This is a genomic window from Pseudarthrobacter sp. fls2-241-R2A-127, from assembly GCF_030209355.1.
In the GTDB taxonomy this organism is placed as follows: domain Bacteria; phylum Actinomycetota; class Actinomycetes; order Actinomycetales; family Micrococcaceae; genus Arthrobacter.
This window is the reverse complement of record NZ_JARVSF010000010.1, coordinates 79,406-100,103: the sequence shown is the minus strand read 5'-3', so window position 1 is coordinate 100,103 and position 20,698 is coordinate 79,406. Positions and strand designations below refer to the sequence as shown.

Below are 20,698 nucleotides of genomic sequence, written 5' to 3'. Positions count from 1 at the left end.
CTGCCCACCAAGCGGGGGAGCTGGCAAACTTTGCGGGGTAGCAACTATTGGAGGAAACTGGTGCCCATGGATACATCTGCCGGGTCTGGGCCGGTCCCTGAAACCCTAAGTCGGGAAGTCGAAGCTGTGATGGCTGCCGCCGACACCCTCATGCGTGTGGTGGCGCGCTCTGTTGCTGAGGTTGAGGACATCGTTAACACCCCGCAACTGCGGGTGCTGGTCCTGATCCATACCCACGGGCCCCAAAATCTGGGCGGCGTGGCCGCGGAGCTTGGCGTCCACGCCTCCAATGCCACCCGCATTTGCGACCGGCTGGTGGCCGCTGACCTGCTGCAGCGCCGTGAAGATCCCGCCGACCGCCGGTATATCCGGCTGGAGTTGACCCGTGAGGGCAAGGAACTGGTCGATACTGTGCTGCAGCACCGGCGGCAGGCCATCGCCGAGGTGATTTCCAGAATGCCTGCCGGCCGCCGGCCCGCACTGGCGGCCGCCCTGGAGGCCTTCGCAGCCGCCGCCGGCGGCCAGGGTACCTCCGACGGCCGCTTCACGTTGGGATCCGGTACCTGACGGGACAAGATCCTGGTACGGCAAGCCATGCCTTCATTGAACCCCAATACTTGCGTTTACGCAAGAGTCGCCCGGTGGCTGTCATTGCTTTTCCTGTACGTCCGGATGGGTTCAGGGGGCCGTTGAGAGCGGCTTGATGCCCCAGTGTCCGGTGTGAGATTGCCCGGGTTTGAGGGTGATCCGGCCTTCTCCGGAGTTGAAGGCGTTGGGGGCGCAGGTCATGGGCTCCACGCCCAGTCCGGTCCGCCGGCGGTGCGGCTGTGGGAGGGTGTCGCCGGTGAAGATTTCCAGGTAGGGGTACGTCCCATCCACCCACAGCTCAACGCCACCCGAGCGGTCAGGACGCAGCAGCGTCACGCTGGCGCGCCCGTCCCCGTCACGGACCAGGTCGGTGTAGGCCACATCGATGTGCCGCGCCCCAAGTTGCTGGAGCTCGCGCAGGTCATACTCGGTGCCGTCCACGCGCTGGTGCCCGGTGGGGATGCCGCGTTCATCCACGGGCAGGTAAGTCCGCCCCGGCACCTGGACCAGGCCCGCGTCGATGACCTGGCCCGGCAGCCCCAGGCTTAGGTACGGATGCGCGCCTGTGCCAAACGGGCACGGCTCCGGGCTGCGGTTGGTTACGGTCGTCCGCACACTCAGCCCGCCGTCGTCGAGCCCGTAGTCCAGGCGGCAGTCAAGCACCCACGGCCAGCCCTGGCAGGCGTGAAGGGTGTGCGTGAAGGAGATTCCGTCCTCCCGCTGTTCCTCGACATCCCAGTTCCGCCACCGGGTCAAGCCATGGATGGCCCCGCCCTTGTCAGGCTCGCTCAGATCAAGCTGCAGAGTACTGCCGCCCCACTCGTAGCTGCCGCCCTTGACCCTGTTGGGCCACGGGATGAGGGACTGTCCCCGCGCCCCCGTGCACATCTCCTCCGGACCGTAGCCCTCCACCAGGGGCCGGCCGTCCAGCAGATAGTCCCGCAACGCCCCTCCCACCTCCGTGAGGTGGACAGAGTGCCGGCCGTGCCGGATGTCGTACTGGCGCCCTGACGGCAGCCGGTGGCCACTGCTGGCCGCCTGTCCTGCCTGGCCCTCACTCCTTGCCGTCTGGTTCATCGCTGCGGCGCTCATGGCTGCCGGCTCCCGCCGTCATCCTTCGCCTGGAGGTCCAGTACCACCTTGACGTCATCGGGGTGGCGGTCAAAAGCCTCGGCGAATTTCCCCAGCGGAACCCGGCGGCTGATCAGCCGCTGCAGCCAGTCCGCGTCGGCAGCGGCCAGGGCCTTGGCGCCGGCATCGTAGTGGCGCCGGTTGGCATTGACACTGCCAAACACCACGCCGTCCATCAGCACTTCCTCGCGGTTCAGCGCGCCGACGTCCACCTCGGTTTGCTTCCCCGTGCCCGAGACGCCCGTCAGGCAGGTGATGGCATCCTGGGCGCGGCATCGGAGGGCGTCCAGCACCACGGGGGTCACGCCCGTGCATTCCACCAGGACGTTGGGCTTGAGTCCGGAGTCGGGCAGGGTCTCACTGTGGTAGGTGGCGCCCAGGGCGCGGACCAAGTCCGGCTTGAGCCCGTCCTTGACGATGTCGAACACGTGCACCTCCAGGCCCTGTTGGACGCCCACAAGCGCGGCGAGCAGGCCAACGGGCCCGGCCCCGGTCACCACCGCGACGTGGGGGTCGAAGAAGGCCCGCTGCCCGATCCTGTTGATCTGCTCCCAGGCCTTGGCCACGATGGTGGTGGGCTCCATCAGCACTCCCACGTCTTCCAGCCCGGCGTCCAGTTTCACCATGGCTTCCGGGTTCGCGCGCCATTGTTCGCGGGCAAATCCGTCCAGGCCTTTGATGCCGTGCTCGGTGTACTTGCCGTTCAGGCACATATCCCATTCGCCGGCGGCGCAGGCCTTGCACGGCTCGGGATCGGGCCTGCGGACAATGCCCACCACCAGGTCTCCCGCCGCCAGCCCGGAACCCTCCGGCGCCTCCACCACCCGGCCCAGGTTTTCGTGCCCCAGCACCAGGTAGTCCTGGCCGGGCGGAGCTTCGCCGTAGTCGGCGTCGATGATCTCACTGTCCGTGCCGCACAGGCCCACGGCCAGTGCCTCCACCAGCACCTGGCCCCCGCCCGCCGGCGGCTCTGGAATATCGCGCAGGTGAAGGGAGTCCTTAACTCCAGGGGTAACTGTCAGCGCACGCATGATGCCTCCCTTTAGCCGTGGTTGTCTTCGCCAGTGTCCCGCTTTATTTGCGGGTGCGCAACAGCAAGGGGGTCGGAAGCTTTTTGCCCTCACGGTTCTGCCGCCCGGCCGCCACGGCTGATGTCCAGCATGATCACCACCGCCAGGAGGACCACGGAGATCGACGCGGAGGCCAGTGTGTCGGTAAACCAGTGGTAGCCCAGGTAGACGCGGCTTGCTGCTTCCAGCGCCAGGCCTCCGGCAGCAGCGGCCAAGGCCAGTATGGATACCGCACACAGGTTGAGGTACCGGGGGAGGATGCACCAGTCGCCTAAACGGAAATGCCTTGGCCGGCCCATCCCCGAAGTCCGGTTGCGGCCGGTGCCCTCATCAGGGGACGGACTGTCCGGCCGGGGCGGCGACGCGGGGTGGCCCGGCTGCGCGTGTCCGGTTCGCGGAGCCGGCGACAGACCGGCCACTGCTCATCCCTCACATTCGATGCAGTAGGCGTTGCCGTCCCTTTCCCTGGCCAGCGGGAACGGTGGCGGAGGACGAGCAGGGGAAGTCGTCCTCCTTCTGTGGGACGACTTCGACGACGAGCTCCTCCGCGATGAAGTCCGCCGGCAGTTCTATCCCGTCCACAGTGCCGGCTTCGTCCAGTTCCCTGGCCACCCTGCGGGCGTCCGGGGTGTTCTCTGTGCGCAGGGCCTCCGGGGACCGTTCCCGCGACTCTTTGACCTCTGGCCGGACTTCGTCGTAATCGCTTGCCACGGCGCACTCATTTCTCCTGTTGGAACGGCTGCTCTTAGGCTGGGAGTGAGAAGTGATATGAACGGTAGCGCAACAGTTGTCGATGCGCAATGGTATACCGATACCGGAGGCATGCCCGCAAGTCCCCAGCGACCGGAGCACCGATGGGGGCGGTCCGGTAACTGGGGCCGGGAGCCCAGTGACCAGAAAGCCGCCGATGACGCAGGCCGCACCAAAGGCTGCCGACCTTTTCCACGTGGTGTCCAAAAGAAGCGTGCAAAAGATTTCCTTGTCACGTCGCCAGGCAGGCGGCGCAACCTTTCGGGATCGCACCCCATAGGCCGCGGATCGCGTCTTCGTCCAAAGCACCCAGTGCTACTCCCATTGAGTATTTGGCAAGATGCAAACAACATTATCTCCCAGTTTGTAGCGGCAGCCTTGTTCGGTCACGGGAGGGCAACGATCAGCAAAAAGTAGTGGGGCGTGGGAAAAGCTATTGCGTAAGCGCAACTGCCGCGCGACACTGGGGAGACGCTTGAGCGGGGCGGGTGCATTAGAAGGGATCGAAAGGCCAAGGAAAGGAACATCATGAAACCCACCCACGGCGCCATCGAATTTCTCCGCTTCTTGCCGGTCATGGTGGTTGCAGCCCTCCTGATGGCCGGTTGTTCGGAACCTGCTGAGGGGGACCGCGACCCCGTTGCGCTCGGCTCAGACCTGAGCTTTGCAGGGCTGGAGCTGCGAAGCGTTCTGCTGTAACATCCGGGCAGAATGAAGCCGCCCGCGTCCTCGGGACGATCATCAACACCACGCCACGGATATCGAGATGGTCCTGGCTGACTCCGACGAGCAGGTACGGGTCAAGATCCCGGCCAACGGGAACAGAGAGTTTGACCAGACACCCGTCATACTCAACAGTGCCCCGGAAGGTCCGGGAGCACGGGCTGACCTGACAGTAAGGGTGAAGGGGCAGGAAACCACCATTAATGTCCCCATCGAGAATGGGACTTCTGACCAGTACCAGCCCTACATCCCTTTTGCCAGCCCGTAACGCTAATAGAGGAGGTATCCATGAGGTTTGGACTCTGCGCCGCGGCCGCAGTGACGGCTGCGGCTTTGACATTGACGGGCTGCACCGGCACCCCGGCACCGGCGCCCAGTTCCTCGTCGTCCGTTGCTTCCCCGGGAGCTTCGCAAACACAGTTGGCGGACGGCGCCGGGTTGCCTGCGGTTCCCGGCGTTGTCAGGGAAGTCGAGCCTTCCGTCGTCACCATCCGGACAGCCATCGGCCTGGGCAGCGGGGTTATCTATCACAGCGACGGATCGATCGTCACGGACGCGCACGTCGTGGAGGACCAGCAAAAACAGCCCTTCAAGGACGTCGAGGTCCAGTTCGCTGACGGCTCCCAGTCCCAAGGCACCATCATCGGCGTTGACGACGTCACGGACCTTGCTGTCCTGAAGGTCGACCGCACCGGCGTTCCGGCCGCAAAATTCGCTGCATCCGATCCCGAGGTGGGTTCGATGACCGTGGTCATCGGCAGCCCGCTGGGATTGGAGGAAACCGTCACTGCCGGGATCGTCTCCAGCCTGCACCGGAACATGCCGCCGTCGAAGGAATCACCCCACGGCGCCATCGATCTGCTGCAGACCGACGCACCGATTTCCCCCGGCAATTCCGGCGGCGCAGTAGCCGACTCCAGCGGCCAGGTGATCGGTCTTTCCGAGGCGTACCTTCCACCCAGCACGGGAGCCGTGGCCATCGGGTTCGTTACGCCTTCCTCCACGGTTACCGACGTCGCCGACCAACTATTGGCAAACGGCTCGGTCAAACACGCCGGCCTCGGCGTGGTCCCCACCGACATCACACCACAACTCGCCCAACGATTCTCCCTGCCTACGACGGCCGGGGCTTTGATCGTGAGTGTTTCCCAGGGAAGCCCGGCAGAACAGGCCGGAATGAAGGCAGGAGACATCATCACCAAGTTCGCCCAAGCAGACATTGGAAACGTGACCGACCTGCTCGCGGCCCTCAGGAAGCAGGACCCCGGGCAGCAGGTGGACGTCACCGTGCAGCGCGGCTCAACATCCCAGAACCTGCACATCACCCTTGGCGACCTATCCGGAGAACGCTGAGCAACCTCAAGATGCACCGCCTCCCTCCTGGCGGCCGACTTCCAGGCACTCGTGACCCGAAAATGTGGCCGGGCATCACACGTCTCTCCAACGCTCCCGTCTCCGGCACCAAGCTCTTTGGAGGGTTGTAATAACTATGGTTTTGCCCGACCTGTAACACGGGCGGCAATCCCACTGATTCCCACTTTGGGTGGTCAGTCCGGACGGTCATGCAGCCAGCCCCGGACATCGATGGAGCAATGACGGGTTGGAAACCACCCCACCAGGAGGTTTGCGCAGGCGGACCTATTCCCATCCCGACGCCCGTCAATGGTCATGCTGCCCATATCTTGGAGCCTTTCACGGCTTTCTACGTCGGGGCCGGCAAAATCCACACATTTCTTCAGTATGACGACCGCCTGGGCCTGCAATCGGTCAGCGCTCCAAACGGTGATCGGGTCAGGTCGCCGATTCCCAAGCCATAGCAACTGGATCTGGCGCTCCCGCCATCGTTCCTGTCGATATGGCGTTCTTCCTCAGGCCCTACTTGTCAGGGACTGAGTGTGGCGCCCCACTCCTGGGGCGGAACAAATCTGGTCTGCTGGGAGAGCTCCCACCGATGTCCTTCCAAGTCTTCAACCGTGTATTGGCGAAGACTCCAGGGCTTGTCCTCAAAGGGCGAGATGATCTTCGCGCCGGCCGCCTGTGTCCGCTGTTAATGGCTCTGGACGTCCTCGACCATCGCGATGATGACTGAGCTGGTAGCACCAAGGGTTCGGGGACTTGGCTGATCGTCCGAGGACTGGGCAAGCTCCACAAAGGCCTCTCCCAACATCACCTCTGCGTGCCGCACGATGCCCTCGGTTGAAATCCAGCGAAGATGCTCGCGAAGGCCAAAAGTCTCTTCGAGCCATGCCAGGGCGCCTTGGACGTCGTCGTACCGCAGGGACGGCATGATCCGCGGAAACCCGTCGGCCGGATCGTAGGAGTGCTTTAGATCCATGAAGCATTCTCCCAGCCGCAAGGGCCCAACGAGAAGGCATGCACCGAGTAATCTTTCCGCTGTAACGGCCTAAGGGCGCGGCACCGCCAGGGCACCTCATCCTGGCACTCAAAATATGCTGAAACGGATACCTCGGATGCACCGTCCGGAACCCAATTCTGAAGTTCCTCCCCTGCCATTTAAGCGAGCCGATAAGAGGTATTCTGTAAAGCTGAACAGTGATGACTGCCTACCCTCGTGTTTGCCCTGCATACCGCAATCGAGCGACTGCGGGGAGGTTGGTCGACAGTGGTGCGCCGCTCGTGGGGGACTTTGCGGTGCTCCGCAGGAATTGGCGGAACTCCGGCCAAATGGCGGTTGGCCGAAGTTCCATGGATAACCCTGCAGGGTAACCCCTGGCGTTGGTTGGGAACGCCGGGGAAGATGTAGTTCTACTTCAGGGTGGCCTGGCGGAGGTACTGGTAGACCGTCTCCCTGCTGATCCCGTAGTCGTGGGCGAGGACGACTTTCGGGATGCCGGTGCCGGCGCGCCGGACAAGTTCTGCCGCCCTTTCCGGCGTCAAGGTCTTCTTCCTTCCTTTGTAGGCGCCGCGCTGCTTGGCCAGCGCAATGCCTTCGCGCTGGCGTTCTCTGATCAGGGACCGCTCAAATTCAGCGAAGGCACCCATGACCGAGAGCATGAGGTTGGCCATGGGGGAGTCCTCGCCGGTAAAGACCAGCTGCTCGTTGAGGAACTCCACCCGCACGCCGCGCAGGGTGAGGCCCTGGACAAGAGCGCGCAGGTCATCGAGGTTGCGGGCGAGGCGGTCCATGCTGTGAACGACCACAGTGTCGCCGTCGCGGGCAAACCGCAGCAGCTCTGACAGCTGCGGCCGCGCGGTGTCCCTGCCCGAGGCCTTATCTGTGAAGACCCGGTCCAGGACGTGGCCCTCGAGCTGGCGCCGCTCATTCTGGTCGAGCGTGCTGACCCGCACGTAGCCGATGCGCTGACCGTTCACGGCTGCCTCCAACCATTGACTTGTGGAATCGAGTGTCAGGGTGTGAGGTGGGGACGTCAAGGGGTAGATCCCGGGGCGTGGGGGTGACGCGGCTCAGTCGATGCCGTCGGCCATGTCGTCGAGGACCAGGTAATCGCCATGGGCCGGCTGGAACCCGAAACTTTCCCAGTACCGCCGCAGGGCAGCCTTTCCGGCGAGGTATTCCGGGCTGCCTTCTATGGGGCCGTTGTCGGTCAATGGGGGAGTGGCCTCGATGATGACTTTCGTCGATGATCTGCCAACCGTGCTGAGGACCGCTTTCAGCATTGAGTGACCCAGCTTGTTCCCGCGGAATCTTGGTACGACTTTCAGCCATGACAGGATCAGCAGATCCCCGCCGAGGCTCATCTCGTGGATCAGATCAGGGCGGTTGACGGTGAGCATCTCGCCGATGCTGGCGACCTCTTGGTTTACCGCGTCCAACGTCAGGAAGAGGTCGATGATGCCGGCGTCGGGGACGACGTACAGCTCGGCCTCGCCGACGGTCACCTCCTTACCATCGCCCTCATCCTCGTCGTCCCAAACCCGGCCCTTGACCTTCACGGTCCAGAACATCGGATAATCGTCCGGGTCGTGATGGACGCCGGGAAACCCGCGGAAGGTGCAGCGGTAGTCATACGTCAGATACTCCGGTACCAGGTCCGACACGGAACTCCTTCAAGGACTCAAGCCTGAGAGACCTTGGCTTGGCACCGCAGCCTCGCCGCACGCAACGCGTCGGCATTTCCAACAGTAGGGGCTCAGACAGGGGAGGTTGTCCTTGTTGACGACGGCCACGGCGAGCTGAGGGGCCGCTCGTGGAGTTCGCGCGAAGTGCGGCCGGCCCGACCGGGAGCAGGGCATCACTTCGCTTGGATGCCGAGCTAACCCTTGCGCAGGCAGGAGCCCTTGCGAAAGACCCGTCGAACGCATGCTGAATTGATGAAAAATTTGGAGCGGGACACCACGAAAGCGCTGGCAACGATGCCATGCGCACGGTTGGCAACGACGCCGGCCCAGGGATCCCGCAGACCGAAAGGAACGCAATGGCAGGAATGTTCGAACTGTTCATCGACGCAGAATCTGCTTTCAGGTTCCGCCTACCAGCACCAGATGGCACCGTTCTGGCCGTATCCAAACCCTTTACCACTAAGACCGACGCCGTGGCAGGCATCGCCGCCGTCGGGGAGTACGCCGGCATGGGCCTGATCACCGACTCCTGCACGGCAGCCCTCCCACAAAACCGCGAACCTCCAACGACCTTGCAAGTCAATCCGCCGATCCCCTGAGGGCAGCAAAGACCACTTCCACGGCCGCGCCAGGGCGGTCCGCAAAGCCGTCTCCGGGCCCCGCTGGGCCGGGGCAATACACAGCCTTTCCTAGCCCAAAAAGGGCAGCCTTCGACCCCCACTTTCCAGCAGCTTTACCTAACGTCCACTATCAGCCCATGTGGTTTTCGCACCCGCTATTGCCCGTGGGCTGAACTTGAGAGCGGGGGATCACTTCGGTTGGATACCGGGCAAATCCTTGCGCTGGTAGACGTTCCCACGGGAGACTCGAGGAACGCATGCTGAATTGATGAAAATTTGGACGCGGGATCCATCATGGAAAACGGAGGCAACGATGCCTCCTGCCTGTCGGGGCGGCAAAGATGTGGCCTCAAGATCCCGCAGACGAAAGGATCGCAATGGCAGGAATGTTCGAACTGTTTATCGACGCGGAATCAGCCTTCAGGTTCCGGCTGACGGCGCCGGATGGCACCATCATGGCAGTTTCTAAACCCTTCGAGACAAAGACGGATGCCGTTGCCGGCATCTCCGCCGTGCGGGAGTACGCCGGCATGGGCCTGATCGCCGATCATTGCACAACGACCAGCAATGCCGCACCGCCGGCAGCCTGGAGTGATCCTGGTGGCCAGACTGATGATTCCGCGCGAATGCCAAAGATCGACTTCCACGGGCGAGCCAGGGCGGTCCGCCGGGCCGTCACCGGCCCGCGCTGCGCGGAGGCAATCCACAACCTCTCCTGAGCCGCAGGAGAGGAGTTTCTCTGCCCCCTCTCAACGCCGGCTCGTGAGCCGGCGTATTCGGAAGCGGCGAATACCGCTGCTTCAATGCCGACTTATCCTCCGTAACGTGGGTTATCTCGGGGCGGCCGGTGATCTGTCTGGTTGTGAGTGGTTATGAATGAAGTGCTGCGCGGGCCAATGCTTGGCCTGGTGCTTTAGCGGTGTTTGTTTTGAGCCCGAAGCGGTCATCGAAGATGCCGAGGTTCAGCAGGACCTCTTGTGCGTCGACGAGGAGAGATTGGACGGTCTTCGGTTCGAGTTCGGCTCCGGTGCGGGTGCTCCAGCCGAGTGCGCCGAGGCCGAAGGCGACGGCTTCAAGGTAGTCGGCCCGTTCGGTTCGTTTCCCTGCGGCGACTTCGAGCAGGAGTAGCAGTGTTGCGTCGCGTTCGGCGTCGTGACGGTGCCGGTGGGAGATGGATCTGGCCAGGAAATGCCAAAGGCTTGTCGGGTCATCGAGCAGCCGTTTGGCGGCAGATGTAAGGACGAGCCTGCCTTTGATTTTGCGGATCAGACCGAGCCGCTGAGCACTTTCGCGCAGTTGAAGGACGGGCAGGGTCTGATCCTCGCGGTTGGCTTTGCCGATCCAATCCTGGTCCCAGTCGAGCTCGGTCATTGCCTCGCGGACCACGGCCGGCGGCAGCCAGCCGGCAGCAGTGAGGGATAGACCATCAAGCCCAATGCGGCGGCTGAGCCAGAGATAGGGGGCGGTCATCGCCTCGGCGAGGTCTGCTTCGACCGTTGCGGGGCCGTCGAGGCCGGCGGCGTGCAGGTATGAGCGGAATTCGCGTCGTAGTCCGGGAGGCATCCGGTTGGTGAGTTCCTGGGTCAGGGACTCACCCCCGGGGCGGTGTTGCTTGGCATCGGGAGCAGGGAAAAGCAGGGCCAGTTCCTTGTTTACGGTATCGATTTCCAGTTGTTCCGGGTCGAATTCCTGCCATGGTCCGGCTGTCCATGCGATCCAGGCCTGAAGGTCGTTGTGCTTTTCGTGGCCGGGGTCCGCGAGGGCGTCGAGCAGGTCGTGGTAGCCATAGATGCCGCCGGAGTCTTCCAGCGGCGCCCGCCGTGCGCCGTCCACGAGTCGCGCCCTTGGGGCGTTGGGTGGCATGGGGAGGGTTCCGGTGAGTTCGAGGCGGTGGATCCAGCCGTCGCCGAAGTCATATTCATAGAACAGGGGACCGGATTCCGGGGTGAGGACCTGGCCTAGGTTCCAGTCCGTCTCGGGCAGGTCGTCGTCGTTGTCTTCCAGCAGATCCAGAGGTACCCAGCGCCGGGGCTCCCGCACGTGCCCGTTGACGGCGCGCAGACGAACGTAGGGGTCGGTGTCCGTGAAGGAATGCAGGTGTGAATCCCGCCAGCCCACGGTCGTTTGGATGACCTCGTGCACCCTGTCCAGGGTCAGGGAAGGGTCGATTTCGAGGAGCCGCCAGATGAGCGGCTCACTGCCCACAATCCAGACTTTCACCTGCAGCAACATCGACCCGGGACCTTCATCTGCACCTCGTACCGTCACAGCACTATCCTGCCAGTCCCAGCGTTCGGACGAGACCTGTCCCGGCCCCGGCGTCCGCTCCGCCAGCGCGGGCAAACGGCGTAGGTGGCCCACGTGTTGCAGGCTTGTCTGGCGCGCCGTTCAGTGACTTGAGAGGCTGTTGCAAGCTGACCGGTCGCATCCTGACCACGCCGAACACTGGCATGGGGACCGACATGACCTACTCGAACGCGTCTTTTGACCCTGCGGCCTGGAAGCTCTGCCGTGAATCGGGCTGGCTGAGCAGTTCTACCTCGGGAAAACGCCACGAACGGATTGACCTTCTGGCAATCTACTGCGGAGGTATTGGCGGAGTCCGGGGATTGCGAAGTCGACTTTGCCGTAGCCGGCGGACTCGATCAGGCCCGCGGCGATGAGCCTGTTCCGGTATTTGGAAATGACGTTGGGCTTGGCCTTGAGGATGGCGCCGATCTGGCCTGCCGCCGAGGGGCCTTCCTGGGCGGCCATGGCGTCCAGGAACTCGCGGTCTCTGTCCGAGATGTCCGACAGTGCTGACTCGACGACTACGAAGGTGTTCCGTCGTTGGGCGGCAGCGATTCCACGCTGAACCGTGGTCTGGTCCAGTTTCCATCCTGCCTTGTCGGCTTCGAGCCAGAGGTAGTAGCCCACCAGTTGGATCAGGAAGGGATACCCTTCCGTGGCTTCGGCGGCTTGGTTGATGAGGTCGGGGGAGATGCTGATGCCTCCCTGGCTGAAGAGCTCACTGTATGACGCGGTGACTTCCGCGATGGCCGCTTCGTGGAGATTGATCCTGTCGGCCCGCCGCAAGAAGGTCGCAACGCCTTCATTGAGGAGATCGGACACCGCCGACGGCAGGCCGGCGAAGATCAGGCCGATGGGCAGCCCGTCGCGGATGAAGTGCTGGACATCGGCGGCCAGCTGGGCGATCTCCGCCCTGTCCACGGCATGGATCTCATCAATGGTGATGACCAGTCCTGTGCCCTTCGCATCGAGCAGGCGCAGCAGGTCGTCCCCGGTCCGGCGCCAGTCGGCGGCCCGTTCCGGCGGGAGCTGCGTTGTCAGTCACAAGGTTGCCGCCGCCATGCTGCACCTTGCCCTCCTGGGCGTGGTCTTCGGCGCCCTTGCCCTGGCACTGTCGGCGTCAACCGGACGGACCGGGCTCAGCCGCGGCATACCCGCAGTCCTGGCGGTGCTCGCCTACATCGTCAACGCGCTCGCCCCGCTGGTGGACGTCTTTGACAGGATCCGGCAGGTGTCACCGTTCTTCCAGTACATTGGCCACGATCCGCTGCGGCAGGGCACCGCCTGGGACAGCGTCCTGGTGTCGGTCCTTACCATCGCCGTGCTGGTGGCGCTCGCCGTCGCCGGATTCCGGCGCCGGGACGTCGCGGGCTAGGTAACCTGCCCGGACATTACCGCCGGACCGGCAACTACTGGTTATCGGGCGCCGGCTCCGCCGTCCACGCCATGGCCGGTCCCACCATCTCCACGGCCTGGGACAGCGGGACCCCCGAGCCGTCGCGCCGGCCATGCTCCTGCGGCAGCGACCGTGCCACGCCGGCTGCCGAGGAAGCCTTCGCCGGGCCGTGCCCGGCCCACGCCAGCAGCAGCATGTCCTCGCCCTTCAGGAACCGGTGTGCCCGCACGCCCGCGGTGGCGCGTCCCTTGGCCGGGTATTCGTCGAAGGCGGTGACCTTGGCGGTTCCGGGGGCAGTGCCGGGAAGGGCGCCGTTGGTCCCCGCGATGGTGACCACGACGGCGGCTTCATCGTTGGGCTGGACGGCGCCGAAGAAGATCACCTGGTCACCGGCAGCCAGTTTGATGCCCGCCATGCCGCCTGCGGTGCGCCCCTGGGGGCGGACGACGGCGGCGGGGAACTTCAGCAGCTGGGCCTGCCTGGTCAGGAAGACCAGTTCGGAGTCATCGGTGCCAGCGGGTGTCACGCCCACGACGAAGTCCTTGTCCTTGAGGGTGATGACTTCCCAGTCTTCGCGGTTCAAGGGGTAGTCCGGCTGGACGCGCTTCACCACGCCCTGGGCGGTGCCGATGGCCAGGACCTCATCCAGGCGGGCGAATGCCACCAGGGATTCACCCTTGACGAGCGTGAGGAATTCCTTGGCCGGTACGCCGCCGGCAAGGTTGGGCAGCCCGGATACCGGCGGCAGGACGGGCATGTCCATGACCTGCAGGCGGAGCATGCGGCCCAGCGAGGTGACTGCAGCGATCTCGCCGCGGGCCGACGTCTTGACCACTGATGCGTACACATCGTGTTTGTTGCGGGGCCCGGCTTCGGCGAGGGGCTCCTGGTTGCTGGTCCGGGCCACCTGCCCGGACGCGGTAAGGATCGCCCAGCAGGGGTCGTCGGCGATCTCCAGCGAGAGCGGGGCCGCCTTGCCCTTCCCGGGGGCCGGTGCGAGTTCGGCGGCGATGGTGGGGGATACGGCCTCGGATTCCAGCAGCACGGTCCGGCGCGGTGTGCCGTGTTCCTCGGCGATCGCGCCGAGTTCGTCGGAAACCACGGTGCGGAGGAGTTCCTCGGAGTCCAGGATGGCCTGCAGTTCCGCGATCTCGCGGCGGAGTTCGTCCTGCTCCTTTTCCAGCTCGATCCGGGAGTACTTGGTGAGCTGGCGCAGGCGCAGTTCCAGGATGTAGTTGGCCTGGACCTCGGTGAGGTCGTAGATGGACATCAGCCGGGTCCGGGCCGCCGCGGCCTCGTCGGAGGAGCGGATGATCTGGATGACCTCATCGATGTCCACAATGGCGATGAGGAGGCCTTCCACCAGGTGCAGGCGGTCCTTCTTCTTGCCCAGGCGGAAGACGGTCCGGCGCCGGACCACGTTGATGCGGTGGTTCACGTAGACGGACAGCAGGTCCACCAGGCCGAGGGTCTGCGGCTGGCCGTCCACCAGGGTGACGTTGTTGATGCCGAACGAGTCCTCCATCGGCGTGTAGCGGTACAGCTGCTGCAGGACGGCGTTCGGGTTGAAACCGTTCTTGAGCTCGATGACCAGCCGCAGCCCATGCTTGCGGTCGGTCAGGTCCACGATGTCGCTGATGCCGGTCAGCTTCTTGGCGTTGACCGCATCCTTGATCTTCTCGATCACCTTCTCCGGGCCCACCATGTACGGCAGTTCCGTGACCACCAGGCCCGTGCGGCGTGCCGAGAGCTGCTCGATTTCCACCTTGGCCCGGGTCTTGAAGGAGCCGCGCCCGGTGGCATACGCGTCCCGGATGCCGTCCAGGCCCACGATCCTGCCGCCGCTGGGCAGATCAGGGCCGGGCACGAACCGCATGAGGTCCTCCAGCGTGGCGTCCGGGTGGGCGATCAGGTGCCGGGCTGCCGCGATCACTTCCACCAGGTTGTGCGGGGCCATGTTGGTGGCCATGCCGACGGCGATGCCGGTGGCGCCGTTGACCAGCAGGTTCGGGAAGGCTGCAGGCAGGACGTCCGGCTGGGTGAGCTGGTTGTCGTAGTTGGGGACGAAATCCACCACGTCTTCGTCGAGGTGGTTGGTGAGCGTGAGGGCGGCCGCCGCCAGCCTGGCCTCGGTGTACCGGGGCGCTGCCGGGCCGTCGTCGAGCGAGCCGAAGTTGCCGTGCCCGTCAATCAGCGGCAGCCGCAGGGAAAAGTCCTGGGCCATGCGCACCATGGCGTCATAGATGGCCGCGTCACCGTGCGGGTGCAGCTTTCCCATGACCTCGCCCACCACGCGGGCGCTCTTGACATGGCCGCGGTCCGGGCGAAGGCCCATGTCGCTCATCATGTACAAAATGCGGCGCTGCACCGGCTTGAGCCCGTCGCGGGCGTCAGGAAGCGCCCGGGAGTAAATCACCGAGTACGCGTACTCCAGGAAGGAGCCCTGCATTTCGGACGTGACATCGATATCGACGATGTTCTCCGTGTAGTTGTCGTCCACGATGGGTTTTGAACTTTGGCGGCGGGCCATGGGGTTTGGTGGATCCTTCTGGGGGTGCTGGCAGCTTTTCGGGCATGCTGCGGGAGTTCTTGGCTAGGCTAAGCCTATGGTGGATCAGCCCGGGGACGGCGAATATCCGGAACATTGGGAGGCCGATGTCGTCCTGCGTGACGGCGGAACGGCGCACCTGCGGCCCATCCACCCGTCGGATGCCGACGCCGTCCAGGCCTTCCACACCGGGCAGTCGCAGAATTCAATCTACATGCGCTTCTTCGCGTTCAAGGCCAGGCTGTCGGCCAAGGAACTCAAACGCTTCACCGAAGTGGATTACAAGGACCGGGTGGCGTTCGTCATCACCATCCACGGCGAGATCATCGGCATCGGCCGCTACGACCGGCTCACCGACCCCACCGAAGCAGAGGTGGCGTTCAATATCGCCGACGCCCACCAGGGCAGGGGCATCGGCTCCATCCTGCTGGAGCACCTCGCCGCCGCGGCGCACGAGAACGGGATCCGGAAATTCACCGCCGAAGTGTTGCCGGAGAACCGCAAGATGCTGATGGTGTTCTCCGACGCCGGCTACGACGTCAAGCGGCACTTCGACGACGGCGTCGTCAGCCTTGAGTTCAACGTGGAGCCCACCGAGAAGTCGCGCGCCGTCATGGAATCCCGCGAGCACCGCGCCGAGGCGAGGAGCGTCCGGGACCTGCTGACGCCGTCGTCCGTTGCCGTCATCGGAGCCAGCCGCAAATGGGGCACCGTGGGGTACCAGCTGCTGGAACACATTATCGAAGGCGGCTTCCACGGATCCGTCTACGCCATCAACCCGGAGGCTCTGGAACTGGCGGGGATGATCCCCTACGGCAAGCTGTCAGAGGTTCCCGAACCCGTCCAGCTGGCCATCATCGCCGTGCCCTACGAGGAGGTGGCCGGCGTCGTGGAAGAGTGCGCGGCTGCCGGCGTCAAAGGCGTGGTGATTGCCACGGCAGGCTTCGCGGACGACGGCGAACGCGGCCTGCTGCGGCAGCGCGCCCTGGTGCGCCAGGCCAGGGCCAACGGGATGCGCGTGATCGGCCCGGCGTCGCTGGGCATCGCCAACACGCACCCGGACGTGTCGCTGAATGCCTCCATGGCGCCCACCCCGCCGCTGCGCGGGGGCCTGGGGCTGTTCAGCCAGTCGGCGGCGATCGGTGTCTCGCTGTATGCCGCGTCCAGCCGGCGCCGGCTGGGGCTCTCCAGCATGCTCTCGGCCGGCAACCGGGCAGATGTTTCCGGCAACGACCTGATGCAGTACTGGGAGGACGACGCCGATACCACCGCCGTGGGCCTGTACCTGGAGTCCATTGGCAACCCGCGCAAGTTCTCCAGGATCGCCAGGCGCCTGGCCCGCACCAAGCCGGTGATCGTTGCCAAATCGGACACCATGGGATTGCGGCTGCCGCCCGGACACGCCGTCCGGACCACCCAGGCGCCGGCGGGCGCCCTGGACGCCATGCTGCGCCAGTCGGGCGTCATCCGGGTGGAGACCGTGGAAGAGCTGGTGGACGTCGCCCAGGTGGTGTCCGGCCAGGCGCTTCCGGAAGGGCCCGACGTCGCCATCTTCAGTAACTCCCAGGCCTTGGGCAACGTGGTGGCGGACAGCGCCGTGGCACACGGGCTGGGTGTGGCCCAGCTGGTCTCCGACCTCGACCTGGACGCCGGCCAGTCGGTGGCGCTCCCCGCGCTGCGGAAAGCGCTTCTTGACTCACTTGCCCCGGATACCGTGCACGCCGCCGTCGCAGCCCTCCTGCCCGCCCGGGGCCTGACCGTTGACGCAGTGGCCCGGGTCCTGGCGGAGTGTGCGGCCGCGGCGGGGAAACCCGTGGTGGCGGCGTTCAGCGGCATCCTGGACCCGGCCATCAACGTTGAGGGCCTGGTGGGTGCCGGCGGGTGCACCGTCCCCTGCTTCTCCAACCCCGGTGCCGCCGTCGCCGCGCTCGCCGCCGTGGTGCGGTATGCGGAATGGGCTGCCCGCGACCAGGGACAGTTCGTGGAACCGGCAGGCTGCGATCCCCGCAAAGCCGAGGCCGAACTCGATGAGCTGCTCCGGGACGTCACGGGCGAACAGCTCAAGCAACTGGGACCGGCGGCGGCAGCTTCCCTCCTGGGGCACTACGGCATCACCGTCCTGCCGTCGGCCGCCTTCACTACGCCCGAGGAGGCCGTGCACGCGGCGGAAGCCCTCGGCTGGCCCGTGGTGCTGAAAACCACGGACCCCGCCCTCCGGCACCGGCTGGACCTGGGCGGGGTACGCCTTGGCATCGAGGATGCCGATTCGCTGCGCCAGAACGTGGTGCAGATGCGGCGTGCGCTCGCCGCCTACGGCGACCCGGCCCTTGAAGTCCAGTCCATGGCAGCGGTGGGCCAGGCCTGCACCTTTCGGGCCATCGAAGACCCGTTGCTTGGCCCGGTGATTTCGTTCGGCCTCGCAGGGGACGCCGTCAACCTCCTCGACGACTGGGCCCACCGGGTTCCACCGCTGTCCGCCGCCGACGTCCACGACTTCATCCGTGCACCCAGGGCGTCACGGAAGCTGTTCGGGTACCAGGGACTGCCCGCAGTAGACGTGCAGGCCCTGGAGGACCTGGCAGCCCGGCTGGCCTGGATGAAGGACAACCATCCGGAGATCGCGCTCGTGGAATTCAACCCCGTCCTGTGCGGCACGTCCGGGGCCACGATCCTCGCCGCCGACGTGCGGATTGGCAACGCCGCGCAGCGGACGGACAGCGCCCGCAGGGCAATGCTGGGCTGAGGCGGTTAGCAAGTGACCGGCCGATCTGTGAAAATGGGGGCATGAGCTTCCAGCCTCCCGCGTCGGCGCCCGAAACGCCCGGCAATGAAAACCAGGCACTCCGACAGCACAGCTCACACAACCACGGGCTCCAGGGCCAGAGCCTCGAAGACGCGCTGCAGAAGGCCGGCTTCTACCCGCGGCTGGTCTCCGACGTCGTTGACGACGCGCTGGACGGCCGGGACTGTGTGGCCCACCTGGTGCACCTGGAAACCCACTTCGACCGGGCAGAGGTGCGGCGCCACATCACCGTGCTGGTGCTCACCGCGGACATGCTCGTCATCACCCACGTGGACGACCAGCAGCTGGACGAAGCCGGGGAGCAGATCGTCGCGCAGATCTCCACCGAATCCGTTCCCGTGGCACAGATCCGCTCCGTGGTCCTGAGCTACATGTACGCCCAGCCGCAGAACTACAAGCCGTCCGATCCCGTCCGCGAACTGACCCTGTCCATTGCGTGGTCCGGCGGCCAGCGCCTGGACATGGGGCCGGCCAGCTGCGGAGACCCGCAGTGTGAAGCCGACCACGGTTACACCGGCACCATCGCGCAGGAGGACATCGTGCTCCGCATCAGCGCCGAGGCCGACGGGCTGCAGGCCGTGCAGGACGCGAAGCTTTTTGCCCGGGCCCTGCGCGCCGTCAACACCGGCTCGGCAGCGCCCGTGTCCCACGTGCAGTCGATGGCTCCCCGTCCGCGGTCCGGGGTGTTCGGAAACCGGCTCAGCCGCGGGCACCAGCAGCGCTGAGATGCCCGAAGCCCGCCACCCAGCCGAACAGACTCCCGCCTCCGGACCCACCCCCGATCTACCGCCCGCCCCTGCCTACGGGCACCGCTCCGTCGCTGAAGTCCTTACCAGTGCCGCGGCGAGCCTGGGGGTGGACGGCTTTGAGAACACCCTCGGGCTCCCCAAGGCCAGCCGCGTCTGTGTTGTCCTCGCCGACGGCCTGGGCAGGAACCTCCTGAAGCAGAAATCCGCCCACACGCCGTTCCTGAGGTCCGTGGTGCAGGCAGGGCAGGGTGATGTCCCCGTATGGCTGGACTCAGCCTTTCCGTCCACCACGGCGGCGGCGCTGGCCAGCTTCGGGACCGGGCTTCCGGCCGGCCAGCACGGCATGGTGGGCTACGACGTCCTGGACCCCGGGCAGGACAAGGTGGTCAACCTTTTGGGGAACTGGGACCCGGGGGTTGACCCGGCCACGTGGCAGCCTTTCCCCACCGTCTTTGAGCGGGTGGCGGATCAGGTGGACGTCAGCACTGTCAGCCTTGGCCAGTTCGACGGCTCGCCCATGACCCGGGCCGCCCTGCGCGGCGGCAGGTTCATCTCCGGAACCACCGCCCACGCGCGCACCGGGGCGGCCGCCGATGCCATGGCCGCTGCCGGCCCGTCCCTGATGTACTTCTACGTGAATGAGCTGGACAAGGCCGGCCACCGCTACGGTTGCCGGTCGGAGCAGTGGGAACACCAGTTGGAGGAGCTCGACGCCACCGTCAAGCGGCTCAACTCCTCGCTGCCCGCCGGGACCACGATCCTGCTCACCGCAGACCACGGGATGCTCGACATTCCCGAATCCCAGCGCATCGACTTCTCCGCCGACTCCGCACTGGTTGACGGTGTCAGGCATACGGCCGGCGAACCCCGGATGGTGCACCTGTACCTGGAGGAAGCAGCCGCAGCGGACGGAGCTGCGGAACGGCTGCTGGCCGCCTGGAAGGCGCGGTTCGGGGACCGGGTGTGGGCTTTCACCCGGGAAGACGCCATTGCCGGGGGACTCTTCGGCGACGTGCGGCCCGCTGTTGAGGGCAGGATCGGTGACGTGATGATCGCGGCGCGGGACGCCGTCGCCCTTTATGACGGCCGGCGCATGCGGCCCACCGCCATGGAGGTCGTAGGCCAGCACGGCTCGCTGACCAAGGCTGAGCGGGAGGTCCCGCTGCTCTGTTTCACCGCCGAGGGAAGGAACCGGGGGCGTGGCTGAGCTCATCTTTTTCTCCGGCACCATGGACTGCGGCAAATCCACCCTTGCCCTGCAGATGGACTACAACCACCGGGTCCGCGGCCGCGGCGGGGTGCGGTTCAGCCGCAACGACCGCGCCGGCGAATCCCGGATCTCCAGCCGCCTGGGCCTGGAGACGGACGCCGTGGAAGTGCTGGACAGCACCGACTTCTGGGAGGAGGTCATGGTCCGCCGCACCCAAGGCCGGCGGGTTGACTACCTGATCTGTGACGAGGCCCAGTTCTACACCCCGGAACAGGTGGAGCAGCTGGCCAAGGTGGTGGACGAGATCGACGTCGACGTCTTCGCGTTCGGCATCACCGCCGATTTCCGCACCCGGCTGTTCCCGGGCTCCCAACGCCTCATCGAGCTGGCGGACCGGGTGCAGGTGCTCCAGGTGGAGGCGCTGTGCTGGTGCGGGCGCCGGGCAACGCACAACGCCAGGACGGTCGACGGCGTCATGGTCACCGAGGGTGCGCAGGTGGTGGTGGGCGACGTGGACATGGCGGTGGAGGCTGCTGTGCCGGAGGCCGGGCATGTACCTGTGGTTGGTTACGAGACATTGTGCCGGCGCCACTTTATGCGGCGGGTCACGGCACACGGTGCCTCGTTGATGGCGCAGCAGGACCAGCTGCTGCCGTTCGAGGTGGATGCCTGCCTCTGGCGCGGTTCGGGCGGCCCTGGCGAGGGCGGCCATGGCGGCCGCGGAGCCTGACGCGGCCCGGGACTGCCGGACCAGAAGATTGATCCTTCCTCTTCACCGGT

General features: G+C 65.5%; 20 protein-coding genes. 10 read left to right on the top strand and 10 right to left on the bottom strand.

Annotated features, from left to right (window positions below):
• The first annotated feature begins 129 nt into the window (after positions 1 to 129).
• Positions 130 to 567: a MarR family transcriptional regulator gene (locus tag QRN53_RS08665; protein WP_285243598.1), complete on the top strand. Its 438-nt coding sequence runs from the start codon at positions 130 to 132 to the stop codon at positions 565 to 567.
• Positions 568 to 678: 111 nt separating this feature from the next.
• On the opposite strand, the gene QRN53_RS08660 is transcribed toward QRN53_RS08665, so the two are convergent.
• The 4 genes from QRN53_RS08660 to QRN53_RS08645 all read right to left on the bottom strand — a co-directional run bounded on the left by QRN53_RS08660 (position 679) and on the right by QRN53_RS08645 (position 3,500).
• On the bottom strand, positions 679 to 1,680 hold the full coding sequence (locus QRN53_RS08660; protein ID WP_285243597.1) for an aldose 1-epimerase family protein: 1,002 nt from the start codon (positions 1,678 to 1,680) through the stop codon (positions 679 to 681).
• Complete coding sequence (locus tag QRN53_RS08655) at positions 1,677 to 2,750, bottom strand: glucose 1-dehydrogenase (protein ID WP_285243596.1); 1,074 nt, start codon at positions 2,748 to 2,750, stop codon at positions 1,677 to 1,679. The genes QRN53_RS08660 and QRN53_RS08655 overlap by 4 nt, the downstream gene beginning before the upstream one ends.
• Positions 2,751 to 2,839: 89 nt before the next feature.
• A complete protein-coding gene (locus tag QRN53_RS08650) occupies positions 2,840 to 3,208 on the bottom strand; it encodes a phosphatase PAP2 family protein (protein ID WP_285243595.1) in 369 nt (122 codons plus the stop codon).
• Positions 3,209 to 3,218: 10 nt separating this feature from the next.
• Positions 3,219 to 3,500, bottom strand: a complete 282-nt coding sequence (locus QRN53_RS08645; RefSeq protein ID WP_502934835.1) for a DUF4193 family protein — start codon at positions 3,498 to 3,500, stop codon at positions 3,219 to 3,221.
• A 567-nt stretch (positions 3,501 to 4,067) separates the two neighbouring features.
• Between QRN53_RS08645 and QRN53_RS08640 the strand changes: the two genes are divergently transcribed.
• Complete coding sequence (locus QRN53_RS08640; RefSeq protein WP_285243594.1) at positions 4,068 to 4,238, top strand: hypothetical protein; 171 nt, start codon at positions 4,068 to 4,070, stop codon at positions 4,236 to 4,238.
• A gap of 312 nt (positions 4,239 to 4,550) precedes the next feature.
• Positions 4,551 to 5,615: a S1C family serine protease gene (locus QRN53_RS08635; protein WP_285243593.1), complete on the top strand. Its 1,065-nt coding sequence runs from the start codon at positions 4,551 to 4,553 to the stop codon at positions 5,613 to 5,615.
• A 694-nt stretch (positions 5,616 to 6,309) separates the two neighbouring features.
• On the opposite strand, the gene QRN53_RS08630 is transcribed toward QRN53_RS08635, so the two are convergent.
• The 3 genes from QRN53_RS08630 to QRN53_RS08620 form a co-directional block, all read right to left on the bottom strand.
• On the bottom strand, positions 6,310 to 6,597 hold the full coding sequence (locus tag QRN53_RS08630) for a VOC family protein (RefSeq protein WP_285243592.1): 288 nt from the start codon (positions 6,595 to 6,597) through the stop codon (positions 6,310 to 6,312).
• Between the two features lie 431 nt (positions 6,598 to 7,028).
• Positions 7,029 to 7,595, bottom strand: a complete 567-nt coding sequence (locus QRN53_RS08625; protein WP_285243591.1) for a recombinase family protein — start codon at positions 7,593 to 7,595, stop codon at positions 7,029 to 7,031.
• A gap of 93 nt (positions 7,596 to 7,688) precedes the next feature.
• The gene (locus QRN53_RS08620) at positions 7,689 to 8,282 is read right to left on the bottom strand and encodes a hypothetical protein (RefSeq protein ID WP_285243590.1); all 594 of its coding nucleotides are present in this window, start codon (positions 8,280 to 8,282) and stop codon (positions 7,689 to 7,691) included.
• Positions 8,283 to 8,659: 377 nt separating this feature from the next.
• On the opposite strand from QRN53_RS08620, the gene QRN53_RS08615 reads away from it, so the two are divergent.
• Positions 8,660 to 8,902, top strand: a complete 243-nt coding sequence (locus QRN53_RS08615; RefSeq protein ID WP_285243589.1) for a YegP family protein — start codon at positions 8,660 to 8,662, stop codon at positions 8,900 to 8,902.
• A 398-nt stretch (positions 8,903 to 9,300) separates the two neighbouring features.
• Complete coding sequence (locus QRN53_RS08610; protein WP_285243588.1) at positions 9,301 to 9,642, top strand: YegP family protein; 342 nt, start codon at positions 9,301 to 9,303, stop codon at positions 9,640 to 9,642.
• A 151-nt stretch (positions 9,643 to 9,793) separates the two neighbouring features.
• Here the strand turns inward: QRN53_RS08610 and QRN53_RS08605 are convergent, their stop codons facing one another.
• A complete protein-coding gene (locus QRN53_RS08605) occupies positions 9,794 to 11,191 on the bottom strand; it encodes a plasmid pRiA4b ORF-3 family protein (protein ID WP_285243587.1) in 1,398 nt (465 codons plus the stop codon).
• A gap of 267 nt (positions 11,192 to 11,458) precedes the next feature.
• Positions 11,459 to 12,133, bottom strand: coding sequence for a DUF8462 domain-containing protein (locus tag QRN53_RS08600; protein WP_285243586.1), 675 nt, complete (start codon positions 12,131 to 12,133; stop codon positions 11,459 to 11,461).
• Positions 12,134 to 12,149: 16 nt separating this feature from the next.
• On the opposite strand from QRN53_RS08600, the gene QRN53_RS08595 reads away from it, so the two are divergent.
• Positions 12,150 to 12,587, top strand: coding sequence for a hypothetical protein (locus tag QRN53_RS08595; RefSeq protein WP_285243585.1), 438 nt, complete (start codon positions 12,150 to 12,152; stop codon positions 12,585 to 12,587).
• Positions 12,588 to 12,621: 34 nt separating this feature from the next.
• Here the strand turns inward: QRN53_RS08595 and QRN53_RS08590 are convergent, their stop codons facing one another.
• The gene (locus QRN53_RS08590) at positions 12,622 to 15,138 is read right to left on the bottom strand and encodes a DNA gyrase/topoisomerase IV subunit A (RefSeq protein WP_285243584.1); all 2,517 of its coding nucleotides are present in this window, start codon (positions 15,136 to 15,138) and stop codon (positions 12,622 to 12,624) included.
• 76 nt (positions 15,139 to 15,214) lie between these two features.
• Between QRN53_RS08590 and QRN53_RS08585 the strand changes: the two genes are divergently transcribed.
• Genes QRN53_RS08585 through QRN53_RS08570 form a run of 4 tightly spaced genes read left to right on the top strand, consistent with a single transcriptional unit; the run spans position 15,215 to position 20,648 of the window.
• Positions 15,215 to 17,899 (top strand): bifunctional acetate--CoA ligase family protein/GNAT family N-acetyltransferase, encoded by a 2,685-nt coding sequence (locus tag QRN53_RS08585; RefSeq protein WP_285243583.1) that lies wholly within the window; start codon positions 15,215 to 15,217, stop codon positions 17,897 to 17,899.
• 41 nt (positions 17,900 to 17,940) lie between these two features.
• The gene (locus QRN53_RS08580; protein ID WP_285243582.1) at positions 17,941 to 18,684 is read left to right on the top strand and encodes a DUF5998 family protein; all 744 of its coding nucleotides are present in this window, start codon (positions 17,941 to 17,943) and stop codon (positions 18,682 to 18,684) included.
• Position 18,685: 1 nt separating this feature from the next.
• Positions 18,686 to 19,915: an alkaline phosphatase family protein gene (locus tag QRN53_RS08575; RefSeq protein ID WP_285243581.1), complete on the top strand. Its 1,230-nt coding sequence runs from the start codon at positions 18,686 to 18,688 to the stop codon at positions 19,913 to 19,915.
• A complete protein-coding gene (locus tag QRN53_RS08570; RefSeq protein WP_285243580.1) occupies positions 19,908 to 20,648 on the top strand; it encodes a thymidine kinase in 741 nt (246 codons plus the stop codon). Before QRN53_RS08575 ends, QRN53_RS08570 begins: the two co-directional genes overlap by 8 nt.
• Positions 20,649 to 20,698: the final 50 nt, after the last annotated feature.